The organism is Pseudomonas sp. NMI542_15 (assembly GCF_021283425.1).
Classification (GTDB): Bacteria; Pseudomonadota; Gammaproteobacteria; order Pseudomonadales; family Pseudomonadaceae; genus Aquipseudomonas; species Aquipseudomonas fortuita.
In genome coordinates, this window is sequence record NZ_JAJSRO010000021.1 from 18,243 (window position 1) to 44,236 (window position 25,994).

Consider the following 25,994-nt stretch of genomic DNA (forward strand, 5'->3'; position numbering starts at 1 on the left):
AAAGCGGCATTCTACCTTGTGGGCCTCTTCGCGGGTAAACCCGCTCCCACAGGGACCCCACAGTATTCAGAGCTAAGGTGATCCTGTGGGAGCGGGTTTACCCGCGAAGAGGCCGGGCAAGGTCACTTCAATTCTTGACTGCAAGCCGCGCCGGCCGGAACCACCATCCCTGCTGCATCCCCGCCGCTGACAGCAGAATCAGCCCTACCCCCAGCCATTGCAGCGGAGCAAGGCGGTGCCCGAAGGCCACCCAGTCCACCAGAATCGCAGCAATCGGGTAAATGAATGACAGCGCCCCCGTCAACGCTGTGGGCAAACGCTGAATGGCACTGTACAGCAGCACATACATGAGGCCGGTGTGGACGATGCCCAGCGTCAACAGGCTGGCCAGCGCTGGCACTTCACCCGGCAATCCCCCGAGTTTGACCCACGGCGCCAGCACCAGTACACCCGTCGTTACCTGAATCAACGCGATCAGGTGAGGTGGCGTGCCTTTCAGCCGCTTGATGATCAACGCCGCAATGGCATACAAAAACGCCGCCCCCAGTGCCAGGGCAATGCCCAGCAAGTATTCCTCACCGCCGCCCTGCCCCGCACCATGGGCGCTGACGATGGCCAACATGCCGAGGAACGCCACGCTAAGCCATGTAAGCTTGGCCAATGTGATCTTTTCGCCCAGAAACAGCGCTGCCAGCCCCACCAGCATGAACGGCTGCACGTTGTACACCGCGGTCCCGATGGCGATCGACGCACGGGAATACGAGGCAAACAGCAGCAGCCAGTTGCCGACAATGGCCACGCCGCTGGCGATCGCCAACAGGAACGCCGTGCGGCTGATGACTCCGGCCCGCAAAAAGCCGAAAGCGGCGCAAATCACCAGCAGGGTCACGGCACCGAACACGCAGCGCCAGAACACCACCTCGAGCACCGGCTGCCCCGACACCAGCACGAACCAGCCGATGGTCCCGGAAATCAGCATGGCGGCGACCATTTCCAGCGAGCCATGGCGCAACGAACTGTCCATCTCACACCTCCCGTTGTTGATGGCAACAGTATGCAAAGGTTACAGCTCAGCCTTCCAGCGGATAACCAAGGCAGATTTGCATCCTTGCCTTTACTATCAAGGCAAATTACGCGAATTACCTGACGAGGTGACCATGACCGATGCCATCGACCAACTGTTGATCAATGCACTGATGGAAGACTCGCGCCGCTCGCTCAAAGCCCTGGCGCAAGTCAGCGGGCTGTCCGCGCCCAGCGTCAGCGAGCGCCTGCGCCGCCTGGAAGAGCGCGGTGTGCTGCGCGGTTACACCGTGGAGGTCGATCCGCGCGCCTTTGGTTACCAGTTACAGGCCATCGTGCGCATCCGCCCACTGCCGGGCCAGCTGCAGGAGGTAGAACGGCAAATCATCGCCATCCCCGAGTTCACCGAGTGCGACAAGGTCACCGGGGAGGACTGTTTCATTGCCCGGTTGCATGTGCGCTCGATGGAGCAACTGGACACCCTGCTCGACCGCATCAATGTGCTGGCCGAGACCAACACCGCCATCATCAAGAAAAGCCCGGTGAAGCGGCGATTGCCGCCAATGGAATGAATTCGCCTGTTCCGGCCTCTTCGCGGGTAAACCCGCTCCCACAAGTACTGCACCAGATTTGGGCTTGTGATGAACCCTGTGGGAACGGGTTTACCCGCGAAGAGGCCAGCGCAGAAAAACCTGACGATTTTTTGTACACACAAATGTCACCATAAGTGCCATTTTTGTGTGCACTTTCTTCAGAAACGCCCCATTGCGTTACACACTACCCGCAACTAATTTTGACCATTCGATCAACTAAATAGTCGACAGAAAATTTAAACCTGTTCATTCGGTCAATTTATACCTCACTTATTTCATTAACTTATCTTTCAAAAAGATAAGTTCGAAATGTGCATCTGTTACAACTTGCTTTCCCCTGGCATGGAACTCGCTTTTGTGTGTTCGTGTTTTGTATACAACTTAAACAAAACATAAATACACAAGAACCCGCCACGCCGGTCCAAAGCCGGCCGCCGCGCCCAGAACCCTGTGATGCCAAGCTGCACCGACGAGGTGGCGAGCCCGTGCGCATGCCCGCTCATCGCAGTCAAAGTGCATCAGGAGCCCGCCGGAATGAGTAGCAGCCTCGACCTTGCCCCTGAACTATCCGTCGCCAGCACCCACCCCGCTTCCAACCTTGTTGGCGAGGTGCCGCAACTGGCGCTGAGCCCGCGCCTGCACAACCGCGACCTTGCCCCGACACGCACCGAAGGGCGGCGCTGGGGTGGCTACAGCATCTTCGCGTTGTGGACAAACGATGTGCACAATATTGCCAACTACTCCTTCGCCATGGGCTTGTTCGCCCTCGGCCTGGGTGGCTGGCAGATTTTGCTGTCGCTGGCCATTGGCGCAGCGCTGGTGTACTTCTTCATGAACCTGTCCGGCTATATGGGGCAGAAAACCGGGGTGCCGTTCCCGGTCATCAGCCGCATTGCCTTCGGCATCCACGGCGCACAGATACCGGCGCTGATCCGCGCAGTCATTGCCATTGCCTGGTTCGGCATCCAGACCTACCTGGCCTCGGTGGTGCTGCGTGTGCTGCTTACAGCCGTGTGGCCGCAAGTGGCGGCCTACGACCACGACAGCATCCTCGGCCTGTCGAGCCTGGGCTGGGCGTGCTTCGTGTCGATCTGGCTGGTGCAGCTGGTGATCCTGGCCTACGGCATGGAGATGGTGCGCCGCTACGAGGCCTTCGCCGGCCCGGTGATCCTGCTGACCGTTGCCGCCCTGGCGGTGTTCATGTACGTCAAGGCCGACGCGCGCATCGCCTGGTCGGTCGCCGAGCCACTGACCGGCGTTGATATGTGGCGCAACATCTTCGCTGGCGGCGCATTGTGGCTGGCGATCTACGGCACCCTGGTACTGAACTTCTGTGATTTCGCCCGCTCCTCGCCGTGCCGCAAGACCATCCGCGTCGGCAACTTCTGGGGCCTGCCGGTGAACATACTGGTGTTTGCCGTGATCACCGTGGTGCTGTGCGGCGCGCAGTTCCAGATCAACGGCCAGATCATCGACAGCCCGACCCAGATCGTCGCCGCCATCCCCAGCACGCTGTTCCTGGTACTGGGCTGCGTAGCCTTCCTGATTGTCACCGTGGCGGTGAACATCATGGCCAACTTCGTCGCCCCGGCCTTCGTGCTCAGCAACCTGGCGCCACGCCACCTGAACTTCCGCCGCGCGGGGCTAATCAGCGCCACGCTGGCGGTGCTGATCCTGCCGTGGAACCTCTACAACAGTCCGCTGGTGATCGTGTACTTCCTGTCCGGCCTGGGCGCCCTGCTCGGCCCGCTGTACGGGGTGATCATGTCCGACTACTGGTTGCTGCGCAAAGGCTGCATCAACGTGCCGGAGCTGTACACCGAGCACCCGACCGGCGCCTACCACTACAGCAAGGGCATCAACCTGCGCGCCGTGGCCGCCTTCGTGCCTGCTGCGTTGCTGGCCATCGTGCTGGCCCTGGTACCCCATTTCCACAGCGTGGCCCCGTTCTCCTGGCTGATCGGTGCCGGCATCGCCGCCGTCCTGTACCTGCTGATCGCACCACGCAACCGCCACTACCACGACGTCAGCGGCGAATGCATCGCCGTCGACCACAGCAGCCATTGATCAGGGAGGACTGCCCATGCGTATTCTGATCGCCAACGTCAACACCACCGAAGCCATCACCGAAGCCATTGCCCAACAGGCCCGTGCAGTAGCCGCACCCGGTACCGAAATCGTGGGGCTTACCCCTTGGTTCGGCGCCGAGTCGGTGGAAGGCAACTTCGAAAGCTACCTGGCTGCCATTGCGGTGATGGACCGGGTGCTCGCCTACGAAGGTCCTTACGACGCCGTGATCCAGGCCGGTTACGGCGAACACGGCCGCGAAGGCCTGCAGGAACTGCTGAACGTGCCGGTGGTGGACATTACCGATGCGGCCGCCAGCACCGCGATGTACCTGGGGCATGCTTACTCCGTGGTAACCACCCTGGACCGTACCGTGCCACTGATCGAAGACCGTCTGAAGCTGTCTGGCCTTTATGACCGCTGTGCCTCGGTGCGGGCCAGCGGGCTGGCGGTGCTGGAGCTGGAAGCCGACCCGCAGCGGGCTGTGGAGGCGATTGTCGAGCAGGCCGAACGCGCCGTGCATGACGACAAGGCCGAAGTGATTTGCCTGGGTTGCGGCGGCATGGCCGGGCTGGACGAGCAGATCCGCCAGCGCACCGGCGTGCCGGTGGTGGATGGGGTGAGCGCAGCGGTGACCATTGCCGAATCGCTGGTGCGTATGGGCTTGAGCACCTCCAAGGTGCGCACCTATGCCACACCGCGGGTGAAGAAAGTGGTGGGTTGGCCGATGCGCCTAGGCCGCTGACTGTTTGGTTTGCCTGTACTGGCCTCTTCGCGGGTAAACCCGCTCCCACAGGTATCCCACAGCATTCAGGCTTGTGGTGAACCTGTGGGAGCGGGTTTACCCGCGAAGAGGCCGGTAGGGTCAACCGATTTTTCTAGCCAGCCGCTCTGCACTGCCACAGGCCAGCGTAAACCCCAACGCCCCATGCCCCAGGTTCAGCCACAGGTTGCGATACACCGTCCCCCCTATGATCGGCACCCCGGTCGGTGTCGCCGGTCGCATGCCCGCCCACTCCACCGCCTGCCCATAATCCGCAGCCATCGGTAATGTCTCCAGCGCCAGCCGTCGCATGCTCTGCAACCTGCGCTTTTCCACCGATTCGTCGAACCCGACAATGTCCACCATCGCCGCTACCCGCAGCTGCTGCCCCAGGCGGGCATAGACGATCTTGCGTTCATAGTCGGTAAGGCTCACTTCCGGTGCCCGATGCCCAGTGCTGATCGGTGCCGTCAGGCTGTAGCCCTTCAGCGGGTAGACCGGTATCTGCACCCCCGGTAATGCCAAGCTTGGGCCACGATGCCCGGCACACAGCACCAACTGTTCCACGTCCAGTTGCTCGTTGCCCAGTTGCAGCGCTACGACCTGGTCCTGGCGCCGTACCAGCTGCGTCACTGGCCGCCCAAGCAGGAAACGGCATTGCCCCGAAGCGCGCAACAGTGCCTCCAGGCGCTGGCAGAACAAGTGGCAATCGCCCACCTCTTCATCCGCTGTGAACACGCCACCCACAAACGGTGCGCCCTCCAAGGCAGGGTCCAGCGCGCGCAACTCGGCGGCCGCCAGCACCCGCTGGCTGGCCGGGTCCGTCAACTGAGCCCGGCCATGGGCAAAGGCCCGCTCGCTGCGAAAAGCCACCAGCTTGCCATTGCGCCGCCAGTTGAAATCACCCAGGTTCTGGTCCTCGCGCCATTGCGCCAGCACGGCCTGGCTGCGCAGCGCCAGCTCCAGCAGCTGCTCGGCATTTCGGCGATTGACGCTGCGCCGGCAAGCCAGGGTGAATGCCAACAACCAGCGCCACTGCGCCGGGTCCAGGCGCAAGCGCAGGCGCAGCGGCGACTCGCCCTGCAACAGCCAGCCCAGTGCCTGCCACGGCACCCCGGCATCAGCCAGCGGTGCCACATAGCGATAGGACAATTGCCCGCCATTGGCGAAGCTGGTAGCCGACGCCAAGCTGTCGCGGGCCTCGATCAAATCAACCGACCGCCCTTCACGAACAAGCGCGTAAGCCGTCGCCAGGCCAACCACCCCGCCCCCGATTACCGTTACCCGCTGCTTCATCGCGCTTCCCTGTGGTGGCTTCCTGGCCAAACAGTACCAGCGGATCAGGTCGGGCAGCTATGCGCACCGTCATTCAGGCCCTGGCGCACGTTGCGGCTGAGCAGGCTAGCCTTGCCGTCGTGCCAGGTCAGGGTCAGTACATAGAGGGTGTCGAAGTCATCGCCGTTCCAGTCCTGGGTGATCACCCGCTCTTCACCCAAGGCCTTGCCGGCCACCGTGTTGATCAGTTCAGGCAGGTAGCCGTGGGACCAGGCGGTGTAGATGGTCGCGTTGCGGTATTTGTCGCTCAGTAATTCATCGGCCAGTTCATCGGTATCGTTGGCGCCGTAGTCGATATTCACCGGCAAGCCGAGGCGGATGGCGCTAGGGGTGATGGTCATCAGCGGGCGGATGTAGCTGTAGCTTTCGTCCTTGCTGCCTTCCTCGACCTGCCGCGAAGGGTTGGCGGCAAACACGTAGTCGGCATTACCGAAGCGCTCTGGCAGCAAGGTTGCCAGGTCCAGTGCGCGATTGAGGCCCTGGCAGTTCAACTGGCCAAGCCCCTCACCCGGCTTCTCCGCATGGCGCAGGAACACCAGGGTCTGTGTGCCATCCACCGGTTGAGCCCGGCTGTCGACAGCCTCCAGCGCCAGCGGTACGCCGACGACCGTGAGTGCCAGGCTCAGTACCAGATGGCGACGACGACGGAAGAATGTGGGCAACTTCATCAAGGCAGGCTCGTGTGGCAGAGAAAATCGGGTTGACCCGCCACATCGCCCCATCGGTTGCAGGGCGCCCTTGCAGTAAATGCCATCCTTGGCAACGAGTGAGCGTCAGAGTGCCCTGAACCCGTTTGGTTCCTCCCTGGAGGTGGATGCCGTTCCCTAGGCAAGCCTAGTTTAGGGGATGGGTGTTGCTAAATTATGTCCGGTGCTTCAATCATCCCGCGTCAGCACTTCCAGCAATTCGATCTCAAAGGTCAGGTCCGAGCCAGGCGGTATCGCCCCCACGCTGCGCTCGCCATAGCCCAAGTGTGCTGGAACCTGCAGTTTGCGCTTGCCGCCAACGCGCATCCCCATCAGGCCCTGATCCCAACCTTTGATCACTCGACCGGTACCAATAACGCACTGGAACGGCTTGCCGCGTGACCAGGACGAGTCGAACTCGCTGCCATCAGCCAGCCAGCCGGTGTACTGGGTGGTGATCAGGGCGCCCTTGACGGCGGCTTTGCCTTCACCCTCGACCAGGTCGATGATCTGCAGTTCTTGGCTCACAGGCACACTCCAACGCTGAAAAACAAAGCCGCCCTTTTCTCAGGAATGCACGGGTTTGGCAAGAAGGATCGACAGGCCACTTTTAACTGCTCTGCTCAAACACTTCTTGACCGGTCAGCTCTTTGGTCTGGTTGGCAAAGCAGTACCAGGCGGGCTTCTGCTCGACAAAAATCTGCAGATCGAAATCCCACTCCTGATCCCCATCCAGCAGGCCGACCGGCACCGCATGGAAGTCATTGGACTTCAGCCGGTAATACAGGTGCGTGCCGCATTGGCCGCAAAACCCTCGCTGCGCCCAGTCGGACGAATCGTAGACATTGGGGGTACGCCCTTCGATGACCGGCGGCTGGCTGCAATGCACCACCAGCAACGGGCCGCCGGTCCACTTGCGGCACATGCTGCAATGGCAGGCGCTGATATGGGTGTTGTCGACGGTGACCTTGAGCGTGGTGGCGCCGCACAGGCAGGTGCCTTGTTTTTCCAGGGCCATGGCTGGCTCCTTGAGCGGAAGATGGGCCAGCAATTATAGATGCCAGCTGCAACGCGGTCGGTGTAGGAGCGGCCTTGTGTCGCGATCGGGCTGCAAAGCAGCCCCTTGGGTGATGCATCTACGCGAAAGCCGAGGGGCGCGCGTTGCGCCGCTCGCGACACAAGGCCGCGCCTACAAAGGATCGCGTGAAGCGTCAGATGTACACAGTGCCGCGCAGGTACAACGCCGCCCGCCCGCTGATGATCACCCGGCCATTGCCCGGTACTTCGCACAGCAGCTGCCCTTTACGTGCACCGCCCTGCTCGCAGCTGAGCACCTGCTTGCCCAGGCGCTCAGCCCACACCGGCGCCAGCGAGGTGTGTGCCGAGCCAGTGACCGGGTCTTCATTCACGCCGACCCGCGGGCCGAACCAGCGGGTGACAAAATCAAAGCCACGCCCTGCAGCCGTCACGGCAATGCCGCGCACGTCGAAGGCCGAAAGTGCCACAAAGTCAGGCTTTAACGTATCGAGCAACAGGGCGTCATCAATCACGACGACGTAGTCATCGCTACGGTACACCGCCTGTGCCTGGCTCAGGCCCAGCGCTTGCAACAGGCCCGCCGGGGTTTCCACGATGCCCGGTTGTTTGGCCGGGAAATCCATGGCCAGCAACCCGTCAGCGCCACGGCTGACACGCAATTCGCCACTGCGGGTATTGAAACGCAGCACCTGCGCCTGCTCACCCAGTTGCTCGAACAGCACATAGGCCGACGCGAGAGTCGCGTGGCCGCATAGGTCAACTTCAACGGTCGGGGTGAACCAGCGCAGGTCAAAGGTTTCGCCGTTGCGCACGAAATAGGCCGTTTCCGACAAGTTGTTTTCTTCGGCGATGCGCTGCAGCACATCGTCCGGCAGCCAGGCCTCAAGCGGGATCACCGCCGCCGGGTTGCCACCGAACGGTTCAGCGGAAAAGGCATCGACCTGGAAGATTTCGAGTTGCATGCTCACACTCCTTGTTGCCCGGGCCTTGCCAGGCAGATGTCTGAAAAGGGGTTACGGGCGTACCGGGGTCAATACCGGCTCGCCGGCAAAGAAAGCCTGCAGGTTGCGCAGCACCAGGGTCACGGTATCGCGCGCAGCCTCCGGTGACTGGCCGGCAACGTGGGGCGTGAGCACGGTATTGGCCAAAGCCTTGAGGCCTTGGGGTACTGCCGGTTCGTCGTCGAACACGTCCAGCGCGGCGCCCGCCAGCTGACCCTGCTGCAATGCGGTAATCAGAGCCTGCGTGTCGACCACGCTGGCCCGGGCAATATTCACCAGATAGCCATTTGCGCCCAGCGCCTGCAGTACCTGAGCATCGACCAGGTGCTGGGTATTGGCGCCACCGGGAGTGGCCACGACCAGGATGTCGACAGCAGCGGCCAGGTGCAGCGGGCTGTCGTACCAGGTGTAAGGTACATCTTCGCGCGGCGTGCGGCTGTGATAGCTGATGGACATGTCGAAGCCCAGATTGGCGCGCTTGGCAATGGCCTGGCCCACCGCCCCGAGGCCAAGAATACCCAGGCGTTTGCCGCTCACCGAGGGGCTGATCACCCGGTTCCATTCACCGCGCCGGGTGCTGGCATCAGCACGGGGGATGTCGCGCAGTAGCGCCAGCAACAGGGCCAGGGTGTGGTCGGCGACTGCGCTGGCATTGGCACCAGCGCCATTGGTTACGGTGATGCCGCGGGCGGCGGCGGCAACCAGGTCGACTTGCTCGTAGCCGGCGCCGATCACGCAGATGATCTGCAACTTGGGCAATGCGTCGATTTCGGCGGCAGTCAGCCCCAGCGGGCCGCGAGTGAGCACGGCATCGATTTCACTGGCGTGGCGCTGAATGGCCTCGGCGCGCAGTTGCGGTGAGGGGGCACGGATAAGGCGGTAACCGGCCTGCTCCAGCATGGGCAGGTAATCGTCGACGGTTTCTACCAGTACCAGGACTGTCTTGCGCATGCCACCTCCGGGTCAATTCGAGGCGTCATTATGCGGAGTCACCAGCCAGTACAGTCAATTGAAATAACAAGGCAAAACTGTACTGTGCTGCTCCGCTGTAGCCGCTGCTCTTGCTCTTGCTCTTGCTCTTGCTCTTGCTCTTGCTCTTGCTCTTGCTCTTGCTCTTGATCTTGATCTTGCTCTTCGCGACTTCAGGAGGCCGAACGCAGGCCTTGCGGAGGGAGGTGACGGGCATGGATGCCCGTCAAGCGCTGGGCCCCAGGATGGGGCCTGCAGCGCGGTCCTCCCGGGAGCGAGGCCGGAGTGAGGGGACCCCGGAGCGCAGCGCAGGGGCCGGATGATGGGAGCGCAGCGTTTTTTGGTTACTTTTTGTCGCGTTTGACAAAAAGTGACTCGCCGTAAGGGCGAAAAGGTGAGTGTGCGTCGCCATCGCAAATGGCCTATGCGCGAGCTAAAAACCAGCACCGTTTCGCTTGTCGCTTGGAGGCGTGGAGGCGTGGGCATCAATGAGGAGGCTAACATTCATTTTCGAAGGTGGCGTCAAGTCACCTTTCCGCCCTTACGGCGGGTCACTTTTTGTCAAACGCGACAAAAAGTAACCAAAAAACGCTGGCTCCCATCATCCGGCCCCTACGCTGCGCTCCGGGGTCCCCTCGCTCCGGGCTTGCTCCCGGGAGGACCGCGCTGCAGGCCCCATCCTGGGGCCCAGCGCTTGACGGGCATCCATGCCCGTCACCTCCCTCCGCAAGCCCTGCGCTCGGCCTCCTGAAGTCGCAATCTGCGTCGCCTGAGCTACCGCGCGCTTAAAAGCAAAAGCAAAAGCAAAAGCGAAAGCAAAAGCAAAAGCCGAAGCAGGGTTACTGGGCGAACGCTCGCCCTAACCCACCCGGCACGCCACTGCTGTCAGTGTCCTGCCAAGGCCCATTCGGGCTCAGCGACCAGCTCCAGCCGTTATCAAACCGGTAGTACGTACGCTGCCGGTAGAACGTATTGGGCTGCTTTTCCAATACATATACACCCAGTTTGGGGTCCCAGTGGCTGGCACCGCCAGGCGGTGGCGCAAAGCTGGCCGAGGTACGCGGCATCGGCTTGGGAATCGCCGCCGGTTTGCTCGGCTGGGTGGACGGTTGCCCACCCGGCAACGGCTTGACCACCGGCCCTTGCGGCGGCACGCGCTCGATCGGGGGTGCCGGCTGTTCATACGGCTGATGCACCGTACACGCAGACAAACCCAGGGCCAGGGTGATCAGGGTCAGGCGGACGGTGCTGTGCATGGCTTTGCTCTCTTACAGGTCTGGGCTGTCGATGGTCAGGTGCTGGGTAGCCTGGGTGGTGCTGGGCAACGGCGCGCCCTGGCCAATCCACTCGCCGCGGGTAGGCTGGCCAGCGCGGGAAACCCGTGCAACCAGTTGGACTTCGGCAAATTGCGACAGTTTCATCTGCGGCATCATCGCGTCAGCATCGGACAACTCCACTTCGATCGGCAACTGCGCCACCGTCACCCGCTTGGCTGCCAGGGGCATCGGCGGGCCATTGCTGGCGCGAGCGAAGATGAACACCGTATCGTCAGGTTTTACCTTGTCCTTCAGTGCCGCCGCCAGTTCCACCCGCACTTTCAGCCGCGCAGCCACCGGCGCGGGCTCTGCAGCCTGCCCTGCCGGGCCACCCAGGCGTTCGGCAGCGCGGTCGATGCCGCCTTGCAGGGCATCGCGCGATGCATCGCCTTCCGGCAACTGCGCCAGCAGGCGCTTCCAGTAGTCGATGGCTTCCTGGTAACGCTCGCCTTCAAAGGCCGCGATACCGCGCAGGCCCAGGCTGGTCACCTCGTTGGGGTCGGCCTTCAGCGCTTCATCCGTCAGTGCCTGCAACTGCGGGCTCCACTGCTTGTCGGCCGCAAAGTACAGGGCCTGGGCCCACTGGCCCAGCAGCTCGGGCTGGCGGCCAGCCAAGGCCACCGCCCGCTCGAAAGTACGCGCAGCATCGGCCGGGCGCTGCTCGGCCATGTAGGCACGGCCCAGGAAATACACGGCCTCGGCCGACTCAGGCTGGGCCTGCACCACACGCTCCAGGCGCGTGGTCATTTCTTCCATCGACTTGGGTGCTTCGGCGAATTCCTGGGTCAGCGCCACCTTGTCGGCCGCACCAAAATGCAGGTACAGCCCCAGCGCCATCAGCGGTACCAGCACGGCAGCCAGTAGCGGCAGGGCTTTGCCCAAATGCCCCTGGCGTGGGGCATCGGCGCCTTCGGTATCAGCCAGCAATTCGCGGGCAGCCTCGTCACGGCCCTTGGCCAACTGTGCCTCATCGAGCACACCGGCAGCCTGCTGGGCAGCCAGTTCGGCAACGCGTTCCTGATACAGGGCCACGTTCAGGGCAGTGCGGTCTTCTTCCTGCTGGCGACGGCGGCCACGCAGGATCGGGATCAGCAAAAAGCTGAGGGCGGCGAGCAGCAGCAGGCCCGCGCTAAGCCAGAATTCAATCATGGGTCTGTTCTTTTTCCAGCAGTTTGGCGAGTCGCTCGCGTTCTTCGACAGAAAGCTCGTTGTTGCCCGGCAAAGCCGTACCACGGCGTCGGCGCACGATCACCGCCAGCACCACGAAACCACCGGCCAACAGGATGCCCGGGCCGAACCACAACAGCCAGGTACGCCCGCTGAGCGCCGGCTTGTAGCGCACGAAGTCACCGTAGCGGTCCACCATGAAGTCGACGATCTGCTGGTTGCTCTTGCCTTCGCCAAGCATGCGGAAGATCTCTCGGCGCAGGTCGGCAGCAATCGGTGCGTTGGAATCGGCGATGTCCTGGTTCTGGCACTTGGGGCAACGCAGTTCCTTGGTCAACTGCTGGTAGCGCTCGCGCTCGGCTTCATCGCGGAACTGGTAAGTGTCGATGGCCGCCTTGGCCACACTGGCCAGGCTCATGCCCAGCACGGCAGCTGCCAGCCAGCGCCTCATTGCCTGGCCTCATCGACCAAGCCCTGGTACAGCGGTGCCAGCTGCTCACGCCACACCGTGGCATCGACAATGCCCACATGCTTGTAGCGGATGATGCCCTTGGCGTCGATCAGGAAAGTTTCCGGCGCGCCGTACACCCCGAGATCCAGGCCAAGGCTGCCCTGCTCGTCACGGATATCCAGCTGGTAAGGGTTGTGGAATTCGGCCAGCCATTTCTGCGCAGCGGCGTTGTCGTCCTTGTAATTGACGCCGTGGATCACCACGCCCTGCTGCGCCAGCTGGTTCAGGTAGGGGTGCTCGACCTTGCACGACGGGCACCAGGTGGCCCACACGTTGACCAATGCCGGGCGGCCCTGCAAGTCGGCCTGGGTCAGGGTCCGGTCGCCCTGGGTCGAAGCCAGGGAAAACACCGGGAACGGTTTGCCGATCATTGCCGAAGGCAGCTCGTCGGGCTTGAGAAACAGCCCCTTGTAGAGAAACACCGCCACCAGCAGGAACACTGCCAGGGGGACTACCATGATCCAACGCTTCATGCAGCTGCTCCAGACACGCCCAGGGCCTCACGCACCCGGGTCTTGACCTTGACGCGGTAGCGCCGGTCGAGTGCCGCCAGCAACCCGCCCAGGCCGGTCAGCAGACCGCCCAGCCAGATCCAGCGGACATAAGGCTTGATGTGCACACGCACGGCCCAGGCGCCGTTCTCAAGCGGCTCGCCAAGGGCAACGTAAAGGTCGCGGGTAAAGCCGGCGTCGATGCCGGCTTCCGTCATCATCGATTGCTGCACGGTGTACAGGCGCTTTTCCGGGTGCAGGGTCGTCACTTCACGGCCACCACGGCTGACGACCACCGTACCCTTGTCGGAGATGAAGTTCGGCCCTTCGAAGTGCTTGGCGCCCTGGAACAGGAACTGGTAGCCACCCAGCTCCACGCTTTCGCCCGGGGCCATGCGCAGGTCGCGTTCGGCGCTGTTGTTGCTCGACAGCACCACACCCAGCGCACACACCGCCAGGCCCAGGTGTGCCAGTTGCATGCCCCAGTAGCTGCGGCCCAGGCCCGGCAGGCCCTTGAGCAGGCCTTTGTGACGGGTCTTGTCGAGGATGTCGCGCAGCCCGCCAAGTACCACCCAGGCAGCCAGGGCGAAGGCGGTCAGGGTCGGCCAGTCGAAGTCGTCAACGATAAAACCGGCAACCGGAGCAAGAATGGCACTGCCGATCAGCACCGGGGTCATCATGCTGACCAGCCATTTGCCCGGGGTGTCCTTCCAGCGCACCACCACGCCCACGCTCATTACCACCATCAGCAGTGCCATCAGCGGCAGGAACAAGGCATCGAAATAGGGCGGCCCCACCGACAGCTTGGCCCCGGTCAGGGCATCAAGCACCAGCGGGTACAGCGTGCCGAGCAGAATCATCGATGCGGCCACCACCAGCACCAGGTTGTTGGCCAGCAGCAGCGTCTCGCGCGACCACAGGGCGAAACCGACCTGGCTCTTGACCACCGGTGCGCGCAGGGCGAACAGGGTCAGCGAACCACCGACCACGAACAACAGGAAGAACAGGATGAAAATGCCCCGCGATGGGTCGGCAGCAAATGCGTGCACCGAGGTCAGCACGCCGGAACGCACCAGGAAAGTACCCAGCAGGCTCAGCGAGAATGCGGCAATTGCCAACAGCACGGTCCAGCTCTTGAACACCCCGCGCTTTTCAGTCACCGCCAGCGAGTGGATCAGCGCCGTGCCCACCAGCCAAGGCATGAACGAGGCGTTTTCCACCGGGTCCCAGAACCACCAGCCACCCCAGCCCAGCTCATAGTAGGCCCACCAGGAGCCCAGGGTGATGCCGACCCCCAGGAAAGCCCAGGCGACGATGGTCCAGGGCCGCGACCAGCGCGCCCAGGCAGCGTCCAGACGGCCGCCGAGCAAGGCGGCAATGGCGAAGGCAAAGGCCACCGAGAAGCCCACGTAGCCCATGTACAGCATCGGCGGATGAACGATCAGGCCGAAGTCCTGCAGCAACGGGTTTAGATCGCGACCGTCGGTGGGCACTTGCGGCAGCAGGCGCTGGAATGGGTTGGAAGTAATGATCAAAAAGCTCAGGAAGCCGACGCTGATCATGCCCATCACTGCCAGCACGCGGGCCAGCATCACCTGCGGCAACTGCCGCGAAAACACCGACACGGCAAAGGTCCAGCCGCCCAGGATCAGCGCCCACAGCAGCAGCGAACCCTCGTGGGCGCCCCACACGGCGCTGAATTTGTAGTACCAGGGCAAGGCGCTGTTGGAGTTGCTGGCCACATAGGCGACCGAGAAGTTGTCAGTCATGAAGGCATGGGTCAAACAGGCGAAGGCAAAAGCCAGGAAGGCGAATTGCCCCCAGGCCGCCGGCCGTGCCAGGCTCATCCACAGGCTGTCGCCACGCCACGCGCCAAGCAGCGGCACACTGGCCTGCACGGTGGCAAAGCAGATGGCCAGGATCATCGCCAACTGGCCGAGTTCGGGTATAACCAGCGCCGCATTCATGGCCTGGCCTCCGTTCCTGTGGCGGCCTGGCCGCTTTCCTTCAGGGCCTTGGTGACCTCGGGCGGCATGTACTTCTCGTCGTGCTTGGCCAGTACTTCATCGGCCACCACCACGCCGTCGGCGTTGACTTTGCCCAGGGCAACAATGCCCTGCCCTTCGCGGAACAGGTCAGGCAGGATGCCGCGGTAGGTGATCGGCACCGACTTGTTGAAGTCGGTGACCACAAAGCGCACGTCCAGCGAGTCGGACGAGCGCTGCACCGAGCCTTTCTCGACCATGCCGCCAGCACGGATGCGGGTGTCCAGCGGCGCTTCGCCATTGGCGATCTGGGTGGGCGTATAGAACAGGTTGATGTTCTGCTGCAATGCGCTCAAGGCAAAGCCGACGGCAACCCCGACACCGACCAGCAGGCCGACGATGAGCAACAGGCGTTTCTTGCGCTGCGGATTCACTGGTTGTTCTCCCGGCGCAAACGGCGCGCCTCTTCTTGCAGGTAGCGACGACGGGCCAGCAGCGGCGCGGCGACATTCAGCGCCAGCACTGCCAGGCAGATGCCATAGGCCGACCACACGTACAGGCCATGGTGGCCCATGGCGAGAAAATCACCGAAGGTGGCAAAGCTCACTGTGCGGCCCTCCGCCCCAGGCTGTTCAACACTTCATCCTTGACCCAACTGGCGCGCGCCTCGCGCTTGAGCACTTCAAGGCGCATGCGTAGCAACAGCACGGCGCCGAAGAAACAGTAGAAACCCAACGCCGTGCACAGCAACGGCAGCCACATTTCGGCGGGCATCGCCGGCTTTTCGGTGAGGGTGAAGGTGGCGCCCTGGTGCAGGGTGTTCCACCACTCCACCGAGTACTTGATGATCGGGATGTTGACTACGCCGACAATCGCCAGCACCGCGCAGGCCTTGGCCGCACTGTCACGATTACTGATCGCCTGGCCCAGCGCAATAATGCCGAAGTACAGGAACAGCAGAATGAGCATGGACGTAAGGCGGGCGTCCCACACCCACCAGCTGCCCCAGGTCGGCTTGCCCCAGATAGCGCCGGTAACCAGCGCCACGGCGGTCATCCAGGCGCCGATGGGCGCGGCACATTGCAGGGCGACGTCGGCCAGTTTCATCTTCCACACCAGCCCCACCACACCGGCGACGGCCAGCAGCACGTAGCAGGATTGCGCCAGCATCGCCGCCGGCACATGAATGTAGATGATGCGGAAGCTGTTGCCTTGCTGGTAGTCCTGGGGGGCAAACGCCAGGCCCCAGGTGATACCGACCAGCAGCAGGAGCACGGCAGCGCCGGCCAGCCATGGCAGCATGCGGCCGCTGATGGCATAGAACCATTTCGGGGAGCCCAGCTTGTGGAACCACGTCCAGCTTATTTTCATCAGGGTACATCCAGGGTATTTGCCGGGCTTGAGAGCCCGGGACTCGTTATTCGCCGACGCTGATCTTCAGGCCGGCCGCTATCGCAAAGGGTGCCAGGGTCACGGCCAGGGCCGTCAGGCTGGCGAGCCAGAGCAGGTGGCCGGTTGCGGGCATATTTTGCAATGCCGCTTGCAACGCACCACTGCCCAGGATCAATACAGGGATATACAACGGCAGAATCAGCAACGCCAGTAACAAACCACCGCGCTTCAGACCGACCGTCAGGGCGGCGCCCACCGCACCCAGCAGGCTCAATACCGGCGTGCCCAGCAGCAAGGAGCCAAGCAGCACCGGCAGGCAATGGCTCGGCAGCCCCAGCATCAGCGCCAGCAGCGGCGCCAACAATACCAGTGCCAGCCCGGAAAAGATCCAGTGCGCCAGCACCTTGGCCAGCACCAGCAACGCCAGTGGGTGCGGTGACAGCACCCACTGCTCCAGCGAGCCGTCCTCGAAATCGCTGCGGAACAAGCCGTCCAGCGACAGCAGCACTGCCAGCAGTGCCGCCACCCAGACCAGGCCCGGCGACAAGGTTTGCAACAATTGGCTTTCTGGGCCGACCGCCAAAGGGAACAGCGCCACGACGATGGCAAAGAACACCAGCGGGTTGGCCAGCTCGGCAGGGCGACGGAACAGCAGCCGTGCTTCGCGACGCAACAACAAAATGAATACGCTCATGCCGCCCATTGCCCCAGGTTCAGTTCACGGTAACCGGAGGGCTTGCGTTCCAGCGTGTGGTGGGTGGTCAGCACCACCGTGCCGCCCTGCTCGCAGTGTGCCGCCAGGTGCGCTTCCAGCTGGGCCACGCCTTGCTTGTCGAGCGCGGTGAACGGTTCGTCGAGAATCCATAACGGCGGGCAAGCCAGGTGCAGCCGGGCCAGGGCCACGCGGCGCTGTTGGCCAGCTGACAGGGTATGGCAGGGTACGTCTTCGAAACCGCGCAGGCCGACCGCCTCCAGCGCCGCCCAGATCGCCTCGCGGCTGGCCGGCTGGTGCAAGGCGCACAGCCAGGTGAGATTTTCCTCGGCGGTGAGCAGGTCCTTGATACCTGCGGCGTGGCCAATCCACAGCAGGATGCTTTCCAGCGCATGGCGCTGCTCGGCCAGTGGCTTGCCGCCCAGCAGAATCTGCCCGGCGGTCGGCTGCATCAAGCCGGCCAGCAGGCGCAGCAAGCTGGTCTTGCCGCTGCCATTAGGGCCGCTGATTTGCAGCATGTCGCCGGCGCCCAGCTCGAAATCGAGCTGCTCGAACAGCAAGCGCCAGTCGCGCTCGCAGGCCAGGCCTGCGGCTTGGAGGTGAAGGGTCACGGTTTCGCCTTATCTTTGTAGGGCTTCGGTTCGGCGTCGCCTGCTTCGCGGGCTTGCCCGCGAAGCAGGCGACGCCGCTCCAGAACCCTTGTGTCTCAAGTCGCCCCGCGCGCTGCCGTTATACTGGCAACCACGGGCGCCCGGCATTATTACACGCGCCGCCGCGCTGCCAAGAGGCCGGGCTCGACAGGTTGTATACAATCATGACTGAAATCAATAGTCTCGGCGCACAAACCGCGATCAACAGCCAAGCCATGAAGGCAGGCATGACCGGTGAACTGCTGCGCCTGATCCAGGCGCAGCCGGGTCTGCTGGCCCCCGGCGAGACCGCGCAGGCCGAAGTCGTGTCGTTGCGCCAGACGGGCCAGGAGTTCCAGTTGGTACTGCGCCTGATACAGGCCAACGGCGTGCAGACCCAGCTGCAAGCCAGCGCCAGCCAGCCACTGCCCCAAGGCAGCCAGGTCACCGTCAGCCAAACCGAAAGCAACCGACTGGCAATCATGCTGCAGCAGGCCAATACCAGCCAGATCGCCACCCTCACCCGCCTGGACACCAGCAAAGTGCCCGTCGGCACCCTGCTGCAAGGCAAGGTCCTGACCAACCAGGCATTGGCCCAGGCGCCCGGCCAACCGCCGATCTACCGGGCGCTGGTCAGCCTGCTCAACAGTGCACAGGCCGGCGCCACCTTGAGCGTCGACAGCCCACGCCCCCTGGCCATTGGCAGCCTGCTCAGCGCGTTGGTGCAAGGCGACCAGTCGCTGCGTTTCGTGCCGCTTAGTGGCAGACAGGACCAACTGAGCATTGCCCAGCAACTGCTGACCCAGCAAAACCGCCAAGCCTCCCTGCCCGGTGTGCTCAACGCGCTGCAACAGCTCGCCCGCGACCCGAGCGCCGATGGCGACCTGCGCGCCAGTGCCGAACGCCTGTTGGCCGGCCTGCCGGACGCGCGGCAACTGGGCGACGCCAAAGGCGTGGCCCAGGCGCTGAACAACAGCGGCGCCTTCCTTGAAGCGAAACTGCTGGGCGGTTTTCCTGCCAGCGTGGCCACTGATCTTAAGGCACACCTGCTGCGCCTGATCACCCAGGCCCCGGCCAGCACACCAGGCATGCCCAACCTGGCGCCCGCCAGCCTGGCCGTGACCATGCCGGCGCTGGCCCGCAGCGCACTGGGCATGCTCGAACGGGTCAGCCCCAAGCCGCAGCCAGGGGCGTTCCCCCTGCCGTCGCGCCTGCTCAAGGCCCTGGAAGACGAAGGCGACCTGCAACAGCTGCTGCGCCTGGCCGCAGCTGCCGTTTCACGCTTGCAAAACCATGCCATGAGCAGCCTGCAACAAACCGGCACACTGGAAAACGGCAACCTGCAGACCACCTGGCAAACCGAAGTGCCGATCCGCCACGGTCAGGAGTTCATCCCGCTGCAAGTCAAAATCCAGCGCGAGGAAACACCGCAACAGCAGGCCGACCGCCAACATGAAGCGCAAGACCCGCTGCAAGCCCTGTGGCGCATCGAGCTGGCCTTCGACCTGTCACCCCTTGGCCCGCTGCAAGTCCAGGCGCAGTTGAGCCAAGGCCGCCTGAGCGGGCATCTGTGGGCAGAACGTGAACCCACCGCAAGGCTGATCGACAGCCAGCTCGGTGCCTTGCGCCAGCGCCTGCTGGACCGCGGCCTGGACGTTGGCGACCTGGAATGCCACCCGGGCATCCCCCCTCAAGGCCCGCGCACACGGGTGGAGCAACGCTGGGTAGACGAAAACGCATGACACAGCAACCAACACGCCAGGCCATTGCCCTGACCTACGACGGCCAGCAGGCCCCTACCCTCAGCGCCAAGGGTGACGATGCGCTGGCCGAGGCCATCCTGGCCCTGGCCCGCGAGCACGAGGTGCCGATCTACGAAAATGCCGAGCTGGTGCGCCTGCTGGCGCGCCTGGAGCTGGGCGAACAGATTCCCGAAGCACTGTACCTGACCATCGCCGAGATCATTGCTTTCGCCTGGCAACTGCGCGGCCGCGTCCCGGCGGGCTTCGCCGACGACACCGCCACGACCCGTGACATCACGCCAGCGCTGCTGGGGCTGCCCCCTCCCGGCAGCGTTACCTGACGCCGTGAGTTGCACCCTCACACTACCCTGATGCCCTTCATCGATAGAAGGGTTACTCAATGCGCCCCATTCCGCACCACAGCCTGGCCCGTATCCGCCAGGCACTGCAGGACTTTCCCCGCCCCGACCTGCTGGCACAACAGACACTTTCCGAATGGCTTACCTCGAAGGGGGTGGCGCAGTCGCCTTTGCTGACCGACGTGGTCACCTTCCACTACCGGATAGAACCGGCGGGAGAAGGGCGTTCACAGGGCAGTACGAAGGCCGTCATCACCCAGAAGATGAACCTGGTCGAAGCATTGCTTGCCAACTGGCAGGGCGAACCGGCCGCAGGCTATGACGGTTTCCACTATGGCGACTGGGCAGGCCTGCCGCCACAGGACCCATTGACCATCGTTGAACGGCTTGCGCCACTGAGCCCGTTATCCAATGCTTCGCCCTATCAGGTGTTCAACGGCCTGTACAAACGCACAGAGCCTCCCCGCTACGCCCCGGATACGCGCCTGCCGATACGCGCAGAAGACTTTCAGGCCGCTAACTGGAGGCTGAATTTTCACACCCTGTTCAAACAACAACTCGACAACTACTGGGCTCAACACAATGACGATTATCGGCAGGCCATTCACCTTGCCTTGATTGCCGCCTGCAACCGTCAGGTAATAGAGGGCAGCCTGTCCGAGCCTCAGCGCCAGCTGGTCTGGCGAGTTTGCGGGTTGTTACCTCAGGGCGACCTCAGTATTTCGATGCTGAACGTCTACGGTTATACCGCGACCGATATTCTGTACATCAAACAAACCAGCGACCCAGGGGTTGTCCTGTACATTCCAGGCAATGCTTCGCCGCTTCATGCGTTCACCGATGCGTCCGCCATGAAGGATTGGTTCGCAGAACAATGCAAGGTCCCCGACAAGCGCAATGCAATGCTGGTCCACTTCGCCCGTGCCGACTGGCCCGACGGCCTGGACTTCAGCGGCTTGCGTACGGCCTTGATCGGCTTGGGCTTGTACCCTGCTGCGCATCATTTCAACCCCCAGCACCCGGGTTTTGCGACCAGCGGGCATTGGGACCCGCAAGCGATCATCGACTATCGCCCCGACACCTACTCCCCCCCGATCATCGGCGACCTGTTCGAGCACCTGAGCTTGCAGCGCAAGCGCCGCACCTATGCCGATACCGACAGCCTGATCACCAGCAATCATGACATCGACAAGTCCCGCTGGGGCAACTACCTCTCTGTGGCCACTGCGCTGCTTGCCCCGTTTGCCCTCCTTTTGCCCGAACTGGCTCCGTTGCTGGTGATCGGTGGCCTGAGCCAATTCACCCTTGGCCTTGATCAGGCCATCAATGGCAAGAGCCTGGAGAGCCGAAGCGCAGGCGTCGCCGACCAGACATTCGGCTTGTTCAACGCGCTCCCCCTGGCCGGCCAGGGCTTTGCCAGGGAGGCGTCGGTGTTTCGTTGCAGCCGCCCCGGGTTCTTCACCCCGTCACGCCTCTCCAATGTGCTGGGTATGCCGGTTGGCGCCGCCCCCATCGCCCAGGCGAGCGACTCGGTAGAGTTGGCATTCCGTGAGCAAGCGACCCTGTCCTCCGACAGCCTCGCGGCTGTGGTGACGCGTGTCGACGAAAACCTCGAGCACCGCTTCATGGCATGGCTGCAAACACCCGAGGGCGTGGTCAGCGAATGGGTCGAGTACGAGTTTGCCAGCGACAGCTTCGTCCGCTCCCGTGACACACACATGATCGTGCCACCGCGCTGGCGGCTCGCCAATACCAGCGACACCTCGCTGACGCTGTCCAGAAGGCGATTCAACGCCACCGATGAGCAGCGCAACACGACGCTTCGGGCATTGGGGATCGACGTGGAGATGCCCATCGACTACGCCCTTTACGGGCAATTGGTGCGCACACCGATTCCCAGACTGATCAGCAGCGTCTGGGTGGGTGAGAGCGTGCTGCAAGGTGAATTCCTCGAAGCACTGGCCCACAACACCCGCATCGCCCGCCTCAGCGGGTATCGCTACCAGATTCTGCTATCGCAGCAAGACCCACTGGTTTTTGAACGCAATATGCGCCTGCTCCGCACCAGGGCTGAAGGCGCGCAGCTGCTCCCTCTGGAGACTCAAGGTTTCTTTCAGGCGTTCACCCAATCAGCTTATTACCCGCAGTACCAGGCCGCCATCGCAGGCAACGGCGGGCTCGGCCGCAACCTTGCCTCTGCGTGCGACATCTTGCGCTACCGCTTGCTCAAGCACTATGGCGGGCTTTATCTGGATGCCGACGATCGGCTGCTGGACACCACCAGAGGTGAGCTCAACCCACCCTTGGCCACCGTGATGCTCCAGGCCACGGATGATGGCCTGCTGTTCTCGCCGCCGGTGTCTAACGACCAGTTGGGCATGTACGTCAAGTTCAACAACAGCATGATCGGCAGCCTCCCCGGTAACCCGACGCTGGACGCGGTGTCCGATGAGATCCTGCGACGCTACGGCATGGAACCCGAGTTCTACAACAGCCGCCCGGACCCTCGCCTGGCGCCGTTGCCGTTCCAGGCGTACGCCCGGCGTCTGAGCCTGTTGACCGGCCCAGGTGTGCTCAATGCCGTAGTAGACCAACGACTGCCGCTCCTCAAACAACTGCGTGAAATCTGTCATTTGCTGGTGTCACCGGTTTACGACATCCATGCAACGCTGAACTTCGATATGTTCCATGCCGTGCTGCAACAACACGTACCGCTCGACAGGGTGGCCCGCATGGGCCACGAGCACAGCTGGGCCTATACCTGAAACGGTCGCGGCGGGCCAGGTACAAGCCGGGGGCAATCGACGGGTTTCGTCGTCGCGCACGGCTTGGTTTACCAAGGATGCGCAACGCCTGCGACACCCACCTACATATGTAGTGCCACCGCCCCCCGTATGCAGGTCACCTTTGCCAGCCCATACAGACTCAAAGGTGACCGCCATGACAACCCAATACGTCAATGCCAAGGGCGTGCAATTTGTGCGTGACAGCCTCGCCGGTTTTCCGCGCCCGGACCGTGCGGCAGCCAGTGCCATCCATCAGTGGGCCCAGGAACGCTCCATCGACCTGGACCCAGACCGCGTCGACGCGGTCACCCTGCATTACCAGTTCAGCCCCAAGCTCGGCTGGATTGCGCTCGTCGCGCAGAAGATGACACTGACCCAGGCCGTGCTCTCGAACTGGCAGGGTGAGTCGGCCAACAACTGGTTAGGCGCGGCGATCGATGCTCCTTGGGCCGGCGAGTTACCCGAAGGGCCACTGACCATTGTCCAGACACTGCGCGAGCAAAACCTGTTTGACCATCACGCACCCTATAGCGTCTACAACGGGTTGTTCAGGCACAGCGACCACCCGCTATACAACGCAGACACGCACGTCCCGCTGGCAGCTGAGGAGTTCCAGTCGTTTATCTGGGGCCTGGACTTGCAGGTGCAGTACAAGTCGATGCTCGACAGCTACTGGGATGCCAACCTGGAACGCTACCGTATCAGCGCAAAGATCAACTTCATCGCCGCCTGCAACAAGCAAGTCACCGAGGGCAGCCTCAGTGATGCCGGCAGAAAGCTGGCCTGGCAGGCATGCGGCCTGCAAGCCTCAACGTCGGTAACGCCCGGTGACGAAAAGCCGGGCAGCAAACCGAGGCTGCGCGCCAGGTGGCTAAATGTGTACGGCTACACCGCCACTGACCTGCTGTGCCTGCACGACGGCGTCAGCGGCCTGGTTTTACTCTACATTCCGGGTAATGCCTCGCCCCTGCACGAGTTCAGCGACAAAAAGGCCATGCTGGACTGGTTCGCCAACCAGTGCCGTACCCCGCGCACGCGCGACGCCCTGCAGGGCCACTTCGCCCTGACCGATCGCGAAGACGGTTTGAGCTACAGCGGCCTTCACACTGCCCTGTGCGGCCTGGGCAGCTACCCAGCTCCCTACCACCTCGACAGCAACCGCCCCGGCTTCACGGCGCAGGGCATCTGGCCCCCACAGGACTACATCAACTACAAGGTCAAGGACTACAGCCCCCTGATAGAAGGCGACCTGTTCCTTTCCCTGGCCCGCCGCCAGAAACAGCGCAGTTACCAGGACGCTCATTTCATCATCACCAGCGACAGCGAAGTGACCAAGGCCAAATGGCGCGGCTACTTGAACTCGGCAATCAACGTGCTGGGCCCTTTGGCCCTGGTAGTGCCCGAGCTGGCCCCGCTGTTCGCCCTGGGCGGCATCGCCCAGTTCGGCCTGGGCCTGGACCAGGCCATCCACGCCAAAAACGCCCGGCAAAGCGCCGAAGGCATCGGCACGTCGGTGTTTGGGGTGCTCAATGCACTACCGCTGGTGGCTGCCGGGGTGTCCAAGGCACCTGTGCTGCTGCGCTTCAAGCATGAAGGTTTTGTGATCCCCAGCCGGGTCAACGAACAAATCGGCTACCCCTTGAGCCCCATCACCCCCCCTGAGCTGCCGCTGGCCGACGTGGCAGATTATTTCCATACTCCAGACCCCATCGCGCCTCTGCCAGGTGCCGACGACGGTGTGGCCGGTGCCGTTGTCAGGACGCCTCGCTACGACGGTTCGCCCGACCTGCTCACGACGATGATCGGCGGTTATCAAGAGCATGTGCTCTACGACATGGAACTCGATGCCTTTCGCCTGGAAAGCGACCTCAATGAGGTTGAGCCAAGCTGCTACATCGCAACGCCCGGCTCGCTCAATCTGGTCGAGGTGGATGCCCGAGCGCGTCAGGTGACCGATGACATGCGCATGGCGACCTTGCGTGCATTGGGCGTTGATCTGAACCTGCCCATTGCGCTACCGGTCGTACCTACCGAGGGACTGCGACCAATCCCTAAACACGTCCTGAATATCTGGGTAGGCGACAAGGTCATTGAGCAAACCCTGATCGACAATATCGCCCGCAACGCCCGCACGCTGCAGGAGACTCAGTATGTTCATCGCCTGTATCTCTCCAGGGCCGAGCCGGCTGCGTTCCAGGCCAACCTGCAGCTTTTGGCGGAGCATGCGCCCGGGGTAGAAGTATTGCCACTTGAGGACCAGCCGTTCTATGCGCGTTTCAAGGAGAGTGCCAACTTCCCCCAATACCAGGCAGCGATCCACGGTAACGGTGGGGTGGCCAGCAACTTTTCGTCGGCGTCGGACGTTTTGCGCTATGCCCTGCTTGAACAGGAAGGTGGCCTGTACATGGATGTCGACGACACGCTGCTGGCGCCTGGTGAGTACCCTGTGTTCATCGATGGCGCCCCCAGAGGCACGCGGGGAGAGCGCCTTGATGACGTAGCACTTGCCACCTCTGAAAACGGCCTGCTGCTGCACTCGGCGGTGTCCAACGAAAAATTGGGCATGAACTGCCTGTACAATGGCAGCCTGGTAGGCAGCCACGCGAATAATCCGACGCTCAAGGCAATCCTGGAAGAAATGCAGGCGCGCTACGAACAAGCGCCAAACTTCTATCAAAGCAAGCCATCCCTACAAACCGACCCGCAAGCGTTCTATGGTTATGCCCAGGCCCTTAGCCACCTCACCGGGCCGAAGTTGCTCACCGACGTGGTCGACCGTCTGTTGCCTGAGCTCGGCATGATGCGTCAGATCATCAACCTGTATGCGTTCCCCCGCACTAACTCCTGGCAGTTCGTCAGCCTTCCTGAGTTTCAGGCGGTGCAACGGCAACTGCTGCCACTCAACCGCATTGCCAGGATAGGGGGATACAACTCCTGGGCCAGGCCCTGAGCGGCACGTCCAGCTAGGGCCCGACAGGCTTGAGCAAGCAACCGCGGCAATAGAAAAAGGCGACCTCAGGTCGCCTTTTCACGTTATTCGCTGCGATGCAACTTGCTCATCAACTCTGCCTCGGCCCGCGTCAGCCCGCAGGTTTCGGTCAACTCCGACACGCTCGCGCCCATCCCCACCAACTTGGCCGCCTGGCTGAACGTGACACTACTGGGGTCGCGTTGCTCCAGCCGCTCCAGCCGGTCAGGCACACTGGCCACCGACACACGCAGCTCGTGAAGGGCCTCGCCCATGCGCACGGTACCGTTCTGGTAGTCGTCCAGGCGCTTGGCCAAGTCCTTGATGCGCTGGTCACGCAGGGCATCGCCCTCGGCCTGCTGCGCAGCCAGCTCGCGCTGGCGCTTGCTGTAGTTGAGGAAGAACCACAGGCTCAGCGCCCAGACCAGCGCCAGGAAGATGACAGCAACCTCTAGGATCAA

Annotated in this window: 26 protein-coding genes; 7 read left to right on the forward strand and 19 right to left on the reverse strand. The window is 62.8% G+C overall.

Translation table 11 applies throughout. From position 1 onward, the window contains the following. Nucleotides 1-127 precede the first annotated feature (127 nt). Nucleotides 128-1,024 (reverse strand): DMT family transporter, encoded by an 897-nt coding sequence (locus LU684_RS23860; protein ID WP_232895103.1) that lies wholly within the window; start codon nucleotides 1,022-1,024, stop codon nucleotides 128-130. Between the two features lie 133 nt (nucleotides 1,025-1,157). On the opposite strand from LU684_RS23860, the gene LU684_RS23865 reads away from it, so the two are divergent. The 3 genes from LU684_RS23865 (at nucleotide 1,158) to LU684_RS23875 (ending at nucleotide 4,428) form a co-directional block, all read left to right on the forward strand. Continuing rightward, complete coding sequence (locus LU684_RS23865; protein WP_019473363.1) at nucleotides 1,158-1,595, forward strand: Lrp/AsnC family transcriptional regulator; 438 nt, start codon at nucleotides 1,158-1,160, stop codon at nucleotides 1,593-1,595. 555 nt (nucleotides 1,596-2,150) lie between these two features. Then, nucleotides 2,151-3,683: an NCS1 family nucleobase:cation symporter-1 gene (locus LU684_RS23870; protein WP_060519372.1), complete on the forward strand. Its 1,533-nt coding sequence runs from the start codon at nucleotides 2,151-2,153 to the stop codon at nucleotides 3,681-3,683. A gap of 16 nt (nucleotides 3,684-3,699) precedes the next feature. Continuing rightward, entirely contained in the window at nucleotides 3,700-4,428 is a 729-nt protein-coding gene (locus LU684_RS23875; RefSeq protein WP_016488386.1) for an aspartate/glutamate racemase family protein, read from the forward strand. Between the two features lie 120 nt (nucleotides 4,429-4,548). Here the strand turns inward: LU684_RS23875 and LU684_RS23880 are convergent, their stop codons facing one another. From LU684_RS23880 to ccmA, 17 genes are all read right to left on the reverse strand, one after another. Beyond that, the gene (locus LU684_RS23880) at nucleotides 4,549-5,742 is read right to left on the reverse strand and encodes a D-amino acid dehydrogenase (RefSeq protein ID WP_232895106.1); all 1,194 of its coding nucleotides are present in this window, start codon (nucleotides 5,740-5,742) and stop codon (nucleotides 4,549-4,551) included. A gap of 44 nt (nucleotides 5,743-5,786) precedes the next feature. Continuing rightward, complete coding sequence (locus LU684_RS23885; RefSeq protein WP_016488388.1) at nucleotides 5,787-6,449, reverse strand: hypothetical protein; 663 nt, start codon at nucleotides 6,447-6,449, stop codon at nucleotides 5,787-5,789. Between the two features lie 207 nt (nucleotides 6,450-6,656). Beyond that, nucleotides 6,657-6,995 (reverse strand): FKBP-type peptidyl-prolyl cis-trans isomerase, encoded by a 339-nt coding sequence (locus LU684_RS23890; RefSeq protein ID WP_016488389.1) that lies wholly within the window; start codon nucleotides 6,993-6,995, stop codon nucleotides 6,657-6,659. A gap of 82 nt (nucleotides 6,996-7,077) precedes the next feature. Continuing rightward, the gene (locus tag LU684_RS23895; protein ID WP_016488390.1) at nucleotides 7,078-7,485 is read right to left on the reverse strand and encodes a GFA family protein; all 408 of its coding nucleotides are present in this window, start codon (nucleotides 7,483-7,485) and stop codon (nucleotides 7,078-7,080) included. Between the two features lie 193 nt (nucleotides 7,486-7,678). Further along, nucleotides 7,679-8,467 (reverse strand): PhzF family phenazine biosynthesis protein, encoded by a 789-nt coding sequence (locus tag LU684_RS23900; RefSeq protein WP_016488391.1) that lies wholly within the window; start codon nucleotides 8,465-8,467, stop codon nucleotides 7,679-7,681. 51 nt (nucleotides 8,468-8,518) lie between these two features. After that, on the reverse strand, nucleotides 8,519-9,457 hold the full coding sequence (locus LU684_RS23905) for a 2-hydroxyacid dehydrogenase (RefSeq protein ID WP_023047692.1): 939 nt from the start codon (nucleotides 9,455-9,457) through the stop codon (nucleotides 8,519-8,521). 28 nt (nucleotides 9,458-9,485) lie between these two features. Beyond that, nucleotides 9,486-9,692, reverse strand: a complete 207-nt coding sequence (locus tag LU684_RS23910) for a hypothetical protein (RefSeq protein WP_232895108.1) — start codon at nucleotides 9,690-9,692, stop codon at nucleotides 9,486-9,488. 622 nt (nucleotides 9,693-10,314) lie between these two features. Further along, nucleotides 10,315-10,731, reverse strand: a complete 417-nt coding sequence (locus LU684_RS23915) for a hypothetical protein (RefSeq protein WP_016488394.1) — start codon at nucleotides 10,729-10,731, stop codon at nucleotides 10,315-10,317. A 12-nt stretch (nucleotides 10,732-10,743) separates the two neighbouring features. After that, nucleotides 10,744-11,940 carry a c-type cytochrome biogenesis protein CcmI gene (gene ccmI / locus LU684_RS23920; protein WP_016488395.1) on the reverse strand — a complete coding sequence of 399 codons (1,197 nt, stop codon included), beginning with the start codon at nucleotides 11,938-11,940 and terminating at the stop codon, nucleotides 10,744-10,746. Continuing rightward, nucleotides 11,933-12,409 carry a cytochrome c-type biogenesis protein gene (locus tag LU684_RS23925; RefSeq protein ID WP_016488396.1) on the reverse strand — a complete coding sequence of 159 codons (477 nt, stop codon included), beginning with the start codon at nucleotides 12,407-12,409 and terminating at the stop codon, nucleotides 11,933-11,935. Before LU684_RS23925 ends, ccmI begins: the two co-directional genes overlap by 8 nt. Next, the gene (locus LU684_RS23930; RefSeq protein WP_016488397.1) at nucleotides 12,406-12,942 is read right to left on the reverse strand and encodes a DsbE family thiol:disulfide interchange protein; all 537 of its coding nucleotides are present in this window, start codon (nucleotides 12,940-12,942) and stop codon (nucleotides 12,406-12,408) included. Before LU684_RS23930 ends, LU684_RS23925 begins: the two co-directional genes overlap by 4 nt. After that, nucleotides 12,939-14,927, reverse strand: a complete 1,989-nt coding sequence (locus LU684_RS23935; RefSeq protein WP_016488398.1) for a heme lyase CcmF/NrfE family subunit — start codon at nucleotides 14,925-14,927, stop codon at nucleotides 12,939-12,941. Before LU684_RS23935 ends, LU684_RS23930 begins: the two co-directional genes overlap by 4 nt. Continuing rightward, nucleotides 14,924-15,379 carry a cytochrome c maturation protein CcmE gene (gene ccmE, locus LU684_RS23940; protein ID WP_016488399.1) on the reverse strand — a complete coding sequence of 152 codons (456 nt, stop codon included), beginning with the start codon at nucleotides 15,377-15,379 and terminating at the stop codon, nucleotides 14,924-14,926. The genes LU684_RS23935 and ccmE overlap by 4 nt, the downstream gene beginning before the upstream one ends. Next, entirely contained in the window at nucleotides 15,376-15,552 is a 177-nt protein-coding gene (gene ccmD / locus LU684_RS23945; RefSeq protein WP_012273475.1) for a heme exporter protein CcmD, read from the reverse strand. The genes ccmE and ccmD overlap by 4 nt, the downstream gene beginning before the upstream one ends. Next, nucleotides 15,549-16,316, reverse strand: coding sequence for a heme ABC transporter permease (locus LU684_RS23950; RefSeq protein ID WP_012273476.1), 768 nt, complete (start codon nucleotides 16,314-16,316; stop codon nucleotides 15,549-15,551). Before LU684_RS23950 ends, ccmD begins: the two co-directional genes overlap by 4 nt. Nucleotides 16,317-16,362: 46 nt before the next feature. Next, the gene (ccmB, locus tag LU684_RS23955) at nucleotides 16,363-17,040 is read right to left on the reverse strand and encodes a heme exporter protein CcmB (RefSeq protein WP_013973563.1); all 678 of its coding nucleotides are present in this window, start codon (nucleotides 17,038-17,040) and stop codon (nucleotides 16,363-16,365) included. Then, on the reverse strand, nucleotides 17,028-17,660 hold the full coding sequence (gene ccmA, locus LU684_RS23960; protein ID WP_016488400.1) for a cytochrome c biogenesis heme-transporting ATPase CcmA: 633 nt from the start codon (nucleotides 17,658-17,660) through the stop codon (nucleotides 17,028-17,030). The genes ccmB and ccmA overlap by 13 nt, the downstream gene beginning before the upstream one ends. Nucleotides 17,661-17,863: 203 nt before the next feature. Between ccmA and fliK the strand changes: the two genes are divergently transcribed. The 4 genes from fliK to LU684_RS23980 all read left to right on the forward strand — a co-directional run bounded on the left by fliK (nucleotide 17,864) and on the right by LU684_RS23980 (nucleotide 25,515). After that, entirely contained in the window at nucleotides 17,864-19,420 is a 1,557-nt protein-coding gene (gene fliK / locus LU684_RS23965; protein WP_232895110.1) for a flagellar hook-length control protein FliK, read from the forward strand. Further along, nucleotides 19,417-19,761, forward strand: a complete 345-nt coding sequence (locus tag LU684_RS23970) for an EscU/YscU/HrcU family type III secretion system export apparatus switch protein (RefSeq protein ID WP_060519428.1) — start codon at nucleotides 19,417-19,419, stop codon at nucleotides 19,759-19,761. Before fliK ends, LU684_RS23970 begins: the two co-directional genes overlap by 4 nt. Before the next feature lie 59 nt (nucleotides 19,762-19,820). Beyond that, a complete protein-coding gene (locus tag LU684_RS23975) occupies nucleotides 19,821-22,544 on the forward strand; it encodes a dermonecrotic toxin domain-containing protein (RefSeq protein ID WP_232895112.1) in 2,724 nt (907 codons plus the stop codon). A gap of 175 nt (nucleotides 22,545-22,719) precedes the next feature. Then, the gene (locus tag LU684_RS23980; protein WP_232895114.1) at nucleotides 22,720-25,515 is read left to right on the forward strand and encodes a dermonecrotic toxin domain-containing protein; all 2,796 of its coding nucleotides are present in this window, start codon (nucleotides 22,720-22,722) and stop codon (nucleotides 25,513-25,515) included. Between the two features lie 83 nt (nucleotides 25,516-25,598). Here the strand turns inward: LU684_RS23980 and LU684_RS23985 are convergent, their stop codons facing one another. Continuing rightward, nucleotides 25,599-25,994 carry a DUF2802 domain-containing protein gene (locus tag LU684_RS23985; protein WP_016488405.1) on the reverse strand — a complete coding sequence of 132 codons (396 nt, stop codon included), beginning with the start codon at nucleotides 25,992-25,994 and terminating at the stop codon, nucleotides 25,599-25,601.

What these genes read in the sequence shown, in the direction of transcription:
- LU684_RS23975 (WP_232895112.1), top strand. Translation starts at nt 19,821, where the DNA reads ATGCGCCCCATTCCGCACCACAGCCTGGCCCGTATCCGCCAGGCACTG.
- LU684_RS23865 (WP_019473363.1), top strand. Translation starts at nt 1,158, where the DNA reads ATGACCGATGCCATCGACCAACTGTTGATCAATGCACTGATGGAAGAC.
- LU684_RS23880 (WP_232895106.1), bottom strand. Translation starts at nt 5,742, where the DNA reads ATGAAGCAGCGGGTAACGGTAATCGGGGGCGGGGTGGTTGGCCTGGCG.
- LU684_RS23900 (WP_016488391.1), bottom strand. Translation starts at nt 8,467, where the DNA reads ATGCAACTCGAAATCTTCCAGGTCGATGCCTTTTCCGCTGAACCGTTC.
- LU684_RS23860 (WP_232895103.1), bottom strand. Translation starts at nt 1,024, where the DNA reads ATGGACAGTTCGTTGCGCCATGGCTCGCTGGAAATGGTCGCCGCCATG.
- ccmB (WP_013973563.1), bottom strand. Translation starts at nt 17,040, where the DNA reads ATGGGCGGCATGAGCGTATTCATTTTGTTGTTGCGTCGCGAAGCACGG.
- ccmI (WP_016488395.1), bottom strand. Translation starts at nt 11,940, where the DNA reads ATGATTGAATTCTGGCTTAGCGCGGGCCTGCTGCTGCTCGCCGCCCTC.
- LU684_RS23930 (WP_016488397.1), bottom strand. Translation starts at nt 12,942, where the DNA reads ATGAAGCGTTGGATCATGGTAGTCCCCCTGGCAGTGTTCCTGCTGGTG.
- LU684_RS23895 (WP_016488390.1), bottom strand. Translation starts at nt 7,485, where the DNA reads ATGGCCCTGGAAAAACAAGGCACCTGCCTGTGCGGCGCCACCACGCTC.
- LU684_RS23915 (WP_016488394.1), bottom strand. Translation starts at nt 10,731, where the DNA reads ATGCACAGCACCGTCCGCCTGACCCTGATCACCCTGGCCCTGGGTTTG.
- fliK (WP_232895110.1), top strand. Translation starts at nt 17,864, where the DNA reads ATGACTGAAATCAATAGTCTCGGCGCACAAACCGCGATCAACAGCCAA.
- LU684_RS23935 (WP_016488398.1), bottom strand. Translation starts at nt 14,927, where the DNA reads ATGAATGCGGCGCTGGTTATACCCGAACTCGGCCAGTTGGCGATGATC.
- LU684_RS23950 (WP_012273476.1), bottom strand. Translation starts at nt 16,316, where the DNA reads ATGAAAATAAGCTGGACGTGGTTCCACAAGCTGGGCTCCCCGAAATGG.
- LU684_RS23870 (WP_060519372.1), top strand. Translation starts at nt 2,151, where the DNA reads ATGAGTAGCAGCCTCGACCTTGCCCCTGAACTATCCGTCGCCAGCACC.
- LU684_RS23925 (WP_016488396.1), bottom strand. Translation starts at nt 12,409, where the DNA reads ATGAGGCGCTGGCTGGCAGCTGCCGTGCTGGGCATGAGCCTGGCCAGT.
- LU684_RS23980 (WP_232895114.1), top strand. Translation starts at nt 22,720, where the DNA reads ATGACAACCCAATACGTCAATGCCAAGGGCGTGCAATTTGTGCGTGAC.
- LU684_RS23885 (WP_016488388.1), bottom strand. Translation starts at nt 6,449, where the DNA reads ATGAAGTTGCCCACATTCTTCCGTCGTCGTCGCCATCTGGTACTGAGC.
- LU684_RS23910 (WP_232895108.1), bottom strand. Translation starts at nt 9,692, where the DNA reads ATGCCCGTCACCTCCCTCCGCAAGGCCTGCGTTCGGCCTCCTGAAGTC.
- LU684_RS23905 (WP_023047692.1), bottom strand. Translation starts at nt 9,457, where the DNA reads ATGCGCAAGACAGTCCTGGTACTGGTAGAAACCGTCGACGATTACCTG.
- LU684_RS23970 (WP_060519428.1), top strand. Translation starts at nt 19,417, where the DNA reads ATGACACAGCAACCAACACGCCAGGCCATTGCCCTGACCTACGACGGC.
- LU684_RS23875 (WP_016488386.1), top strand. Translation starts at nt 3,700, where the DNA reads ATGCGTATTCTGATCGCCAACGTCAACACCACCGAAGCCATCACCGAA.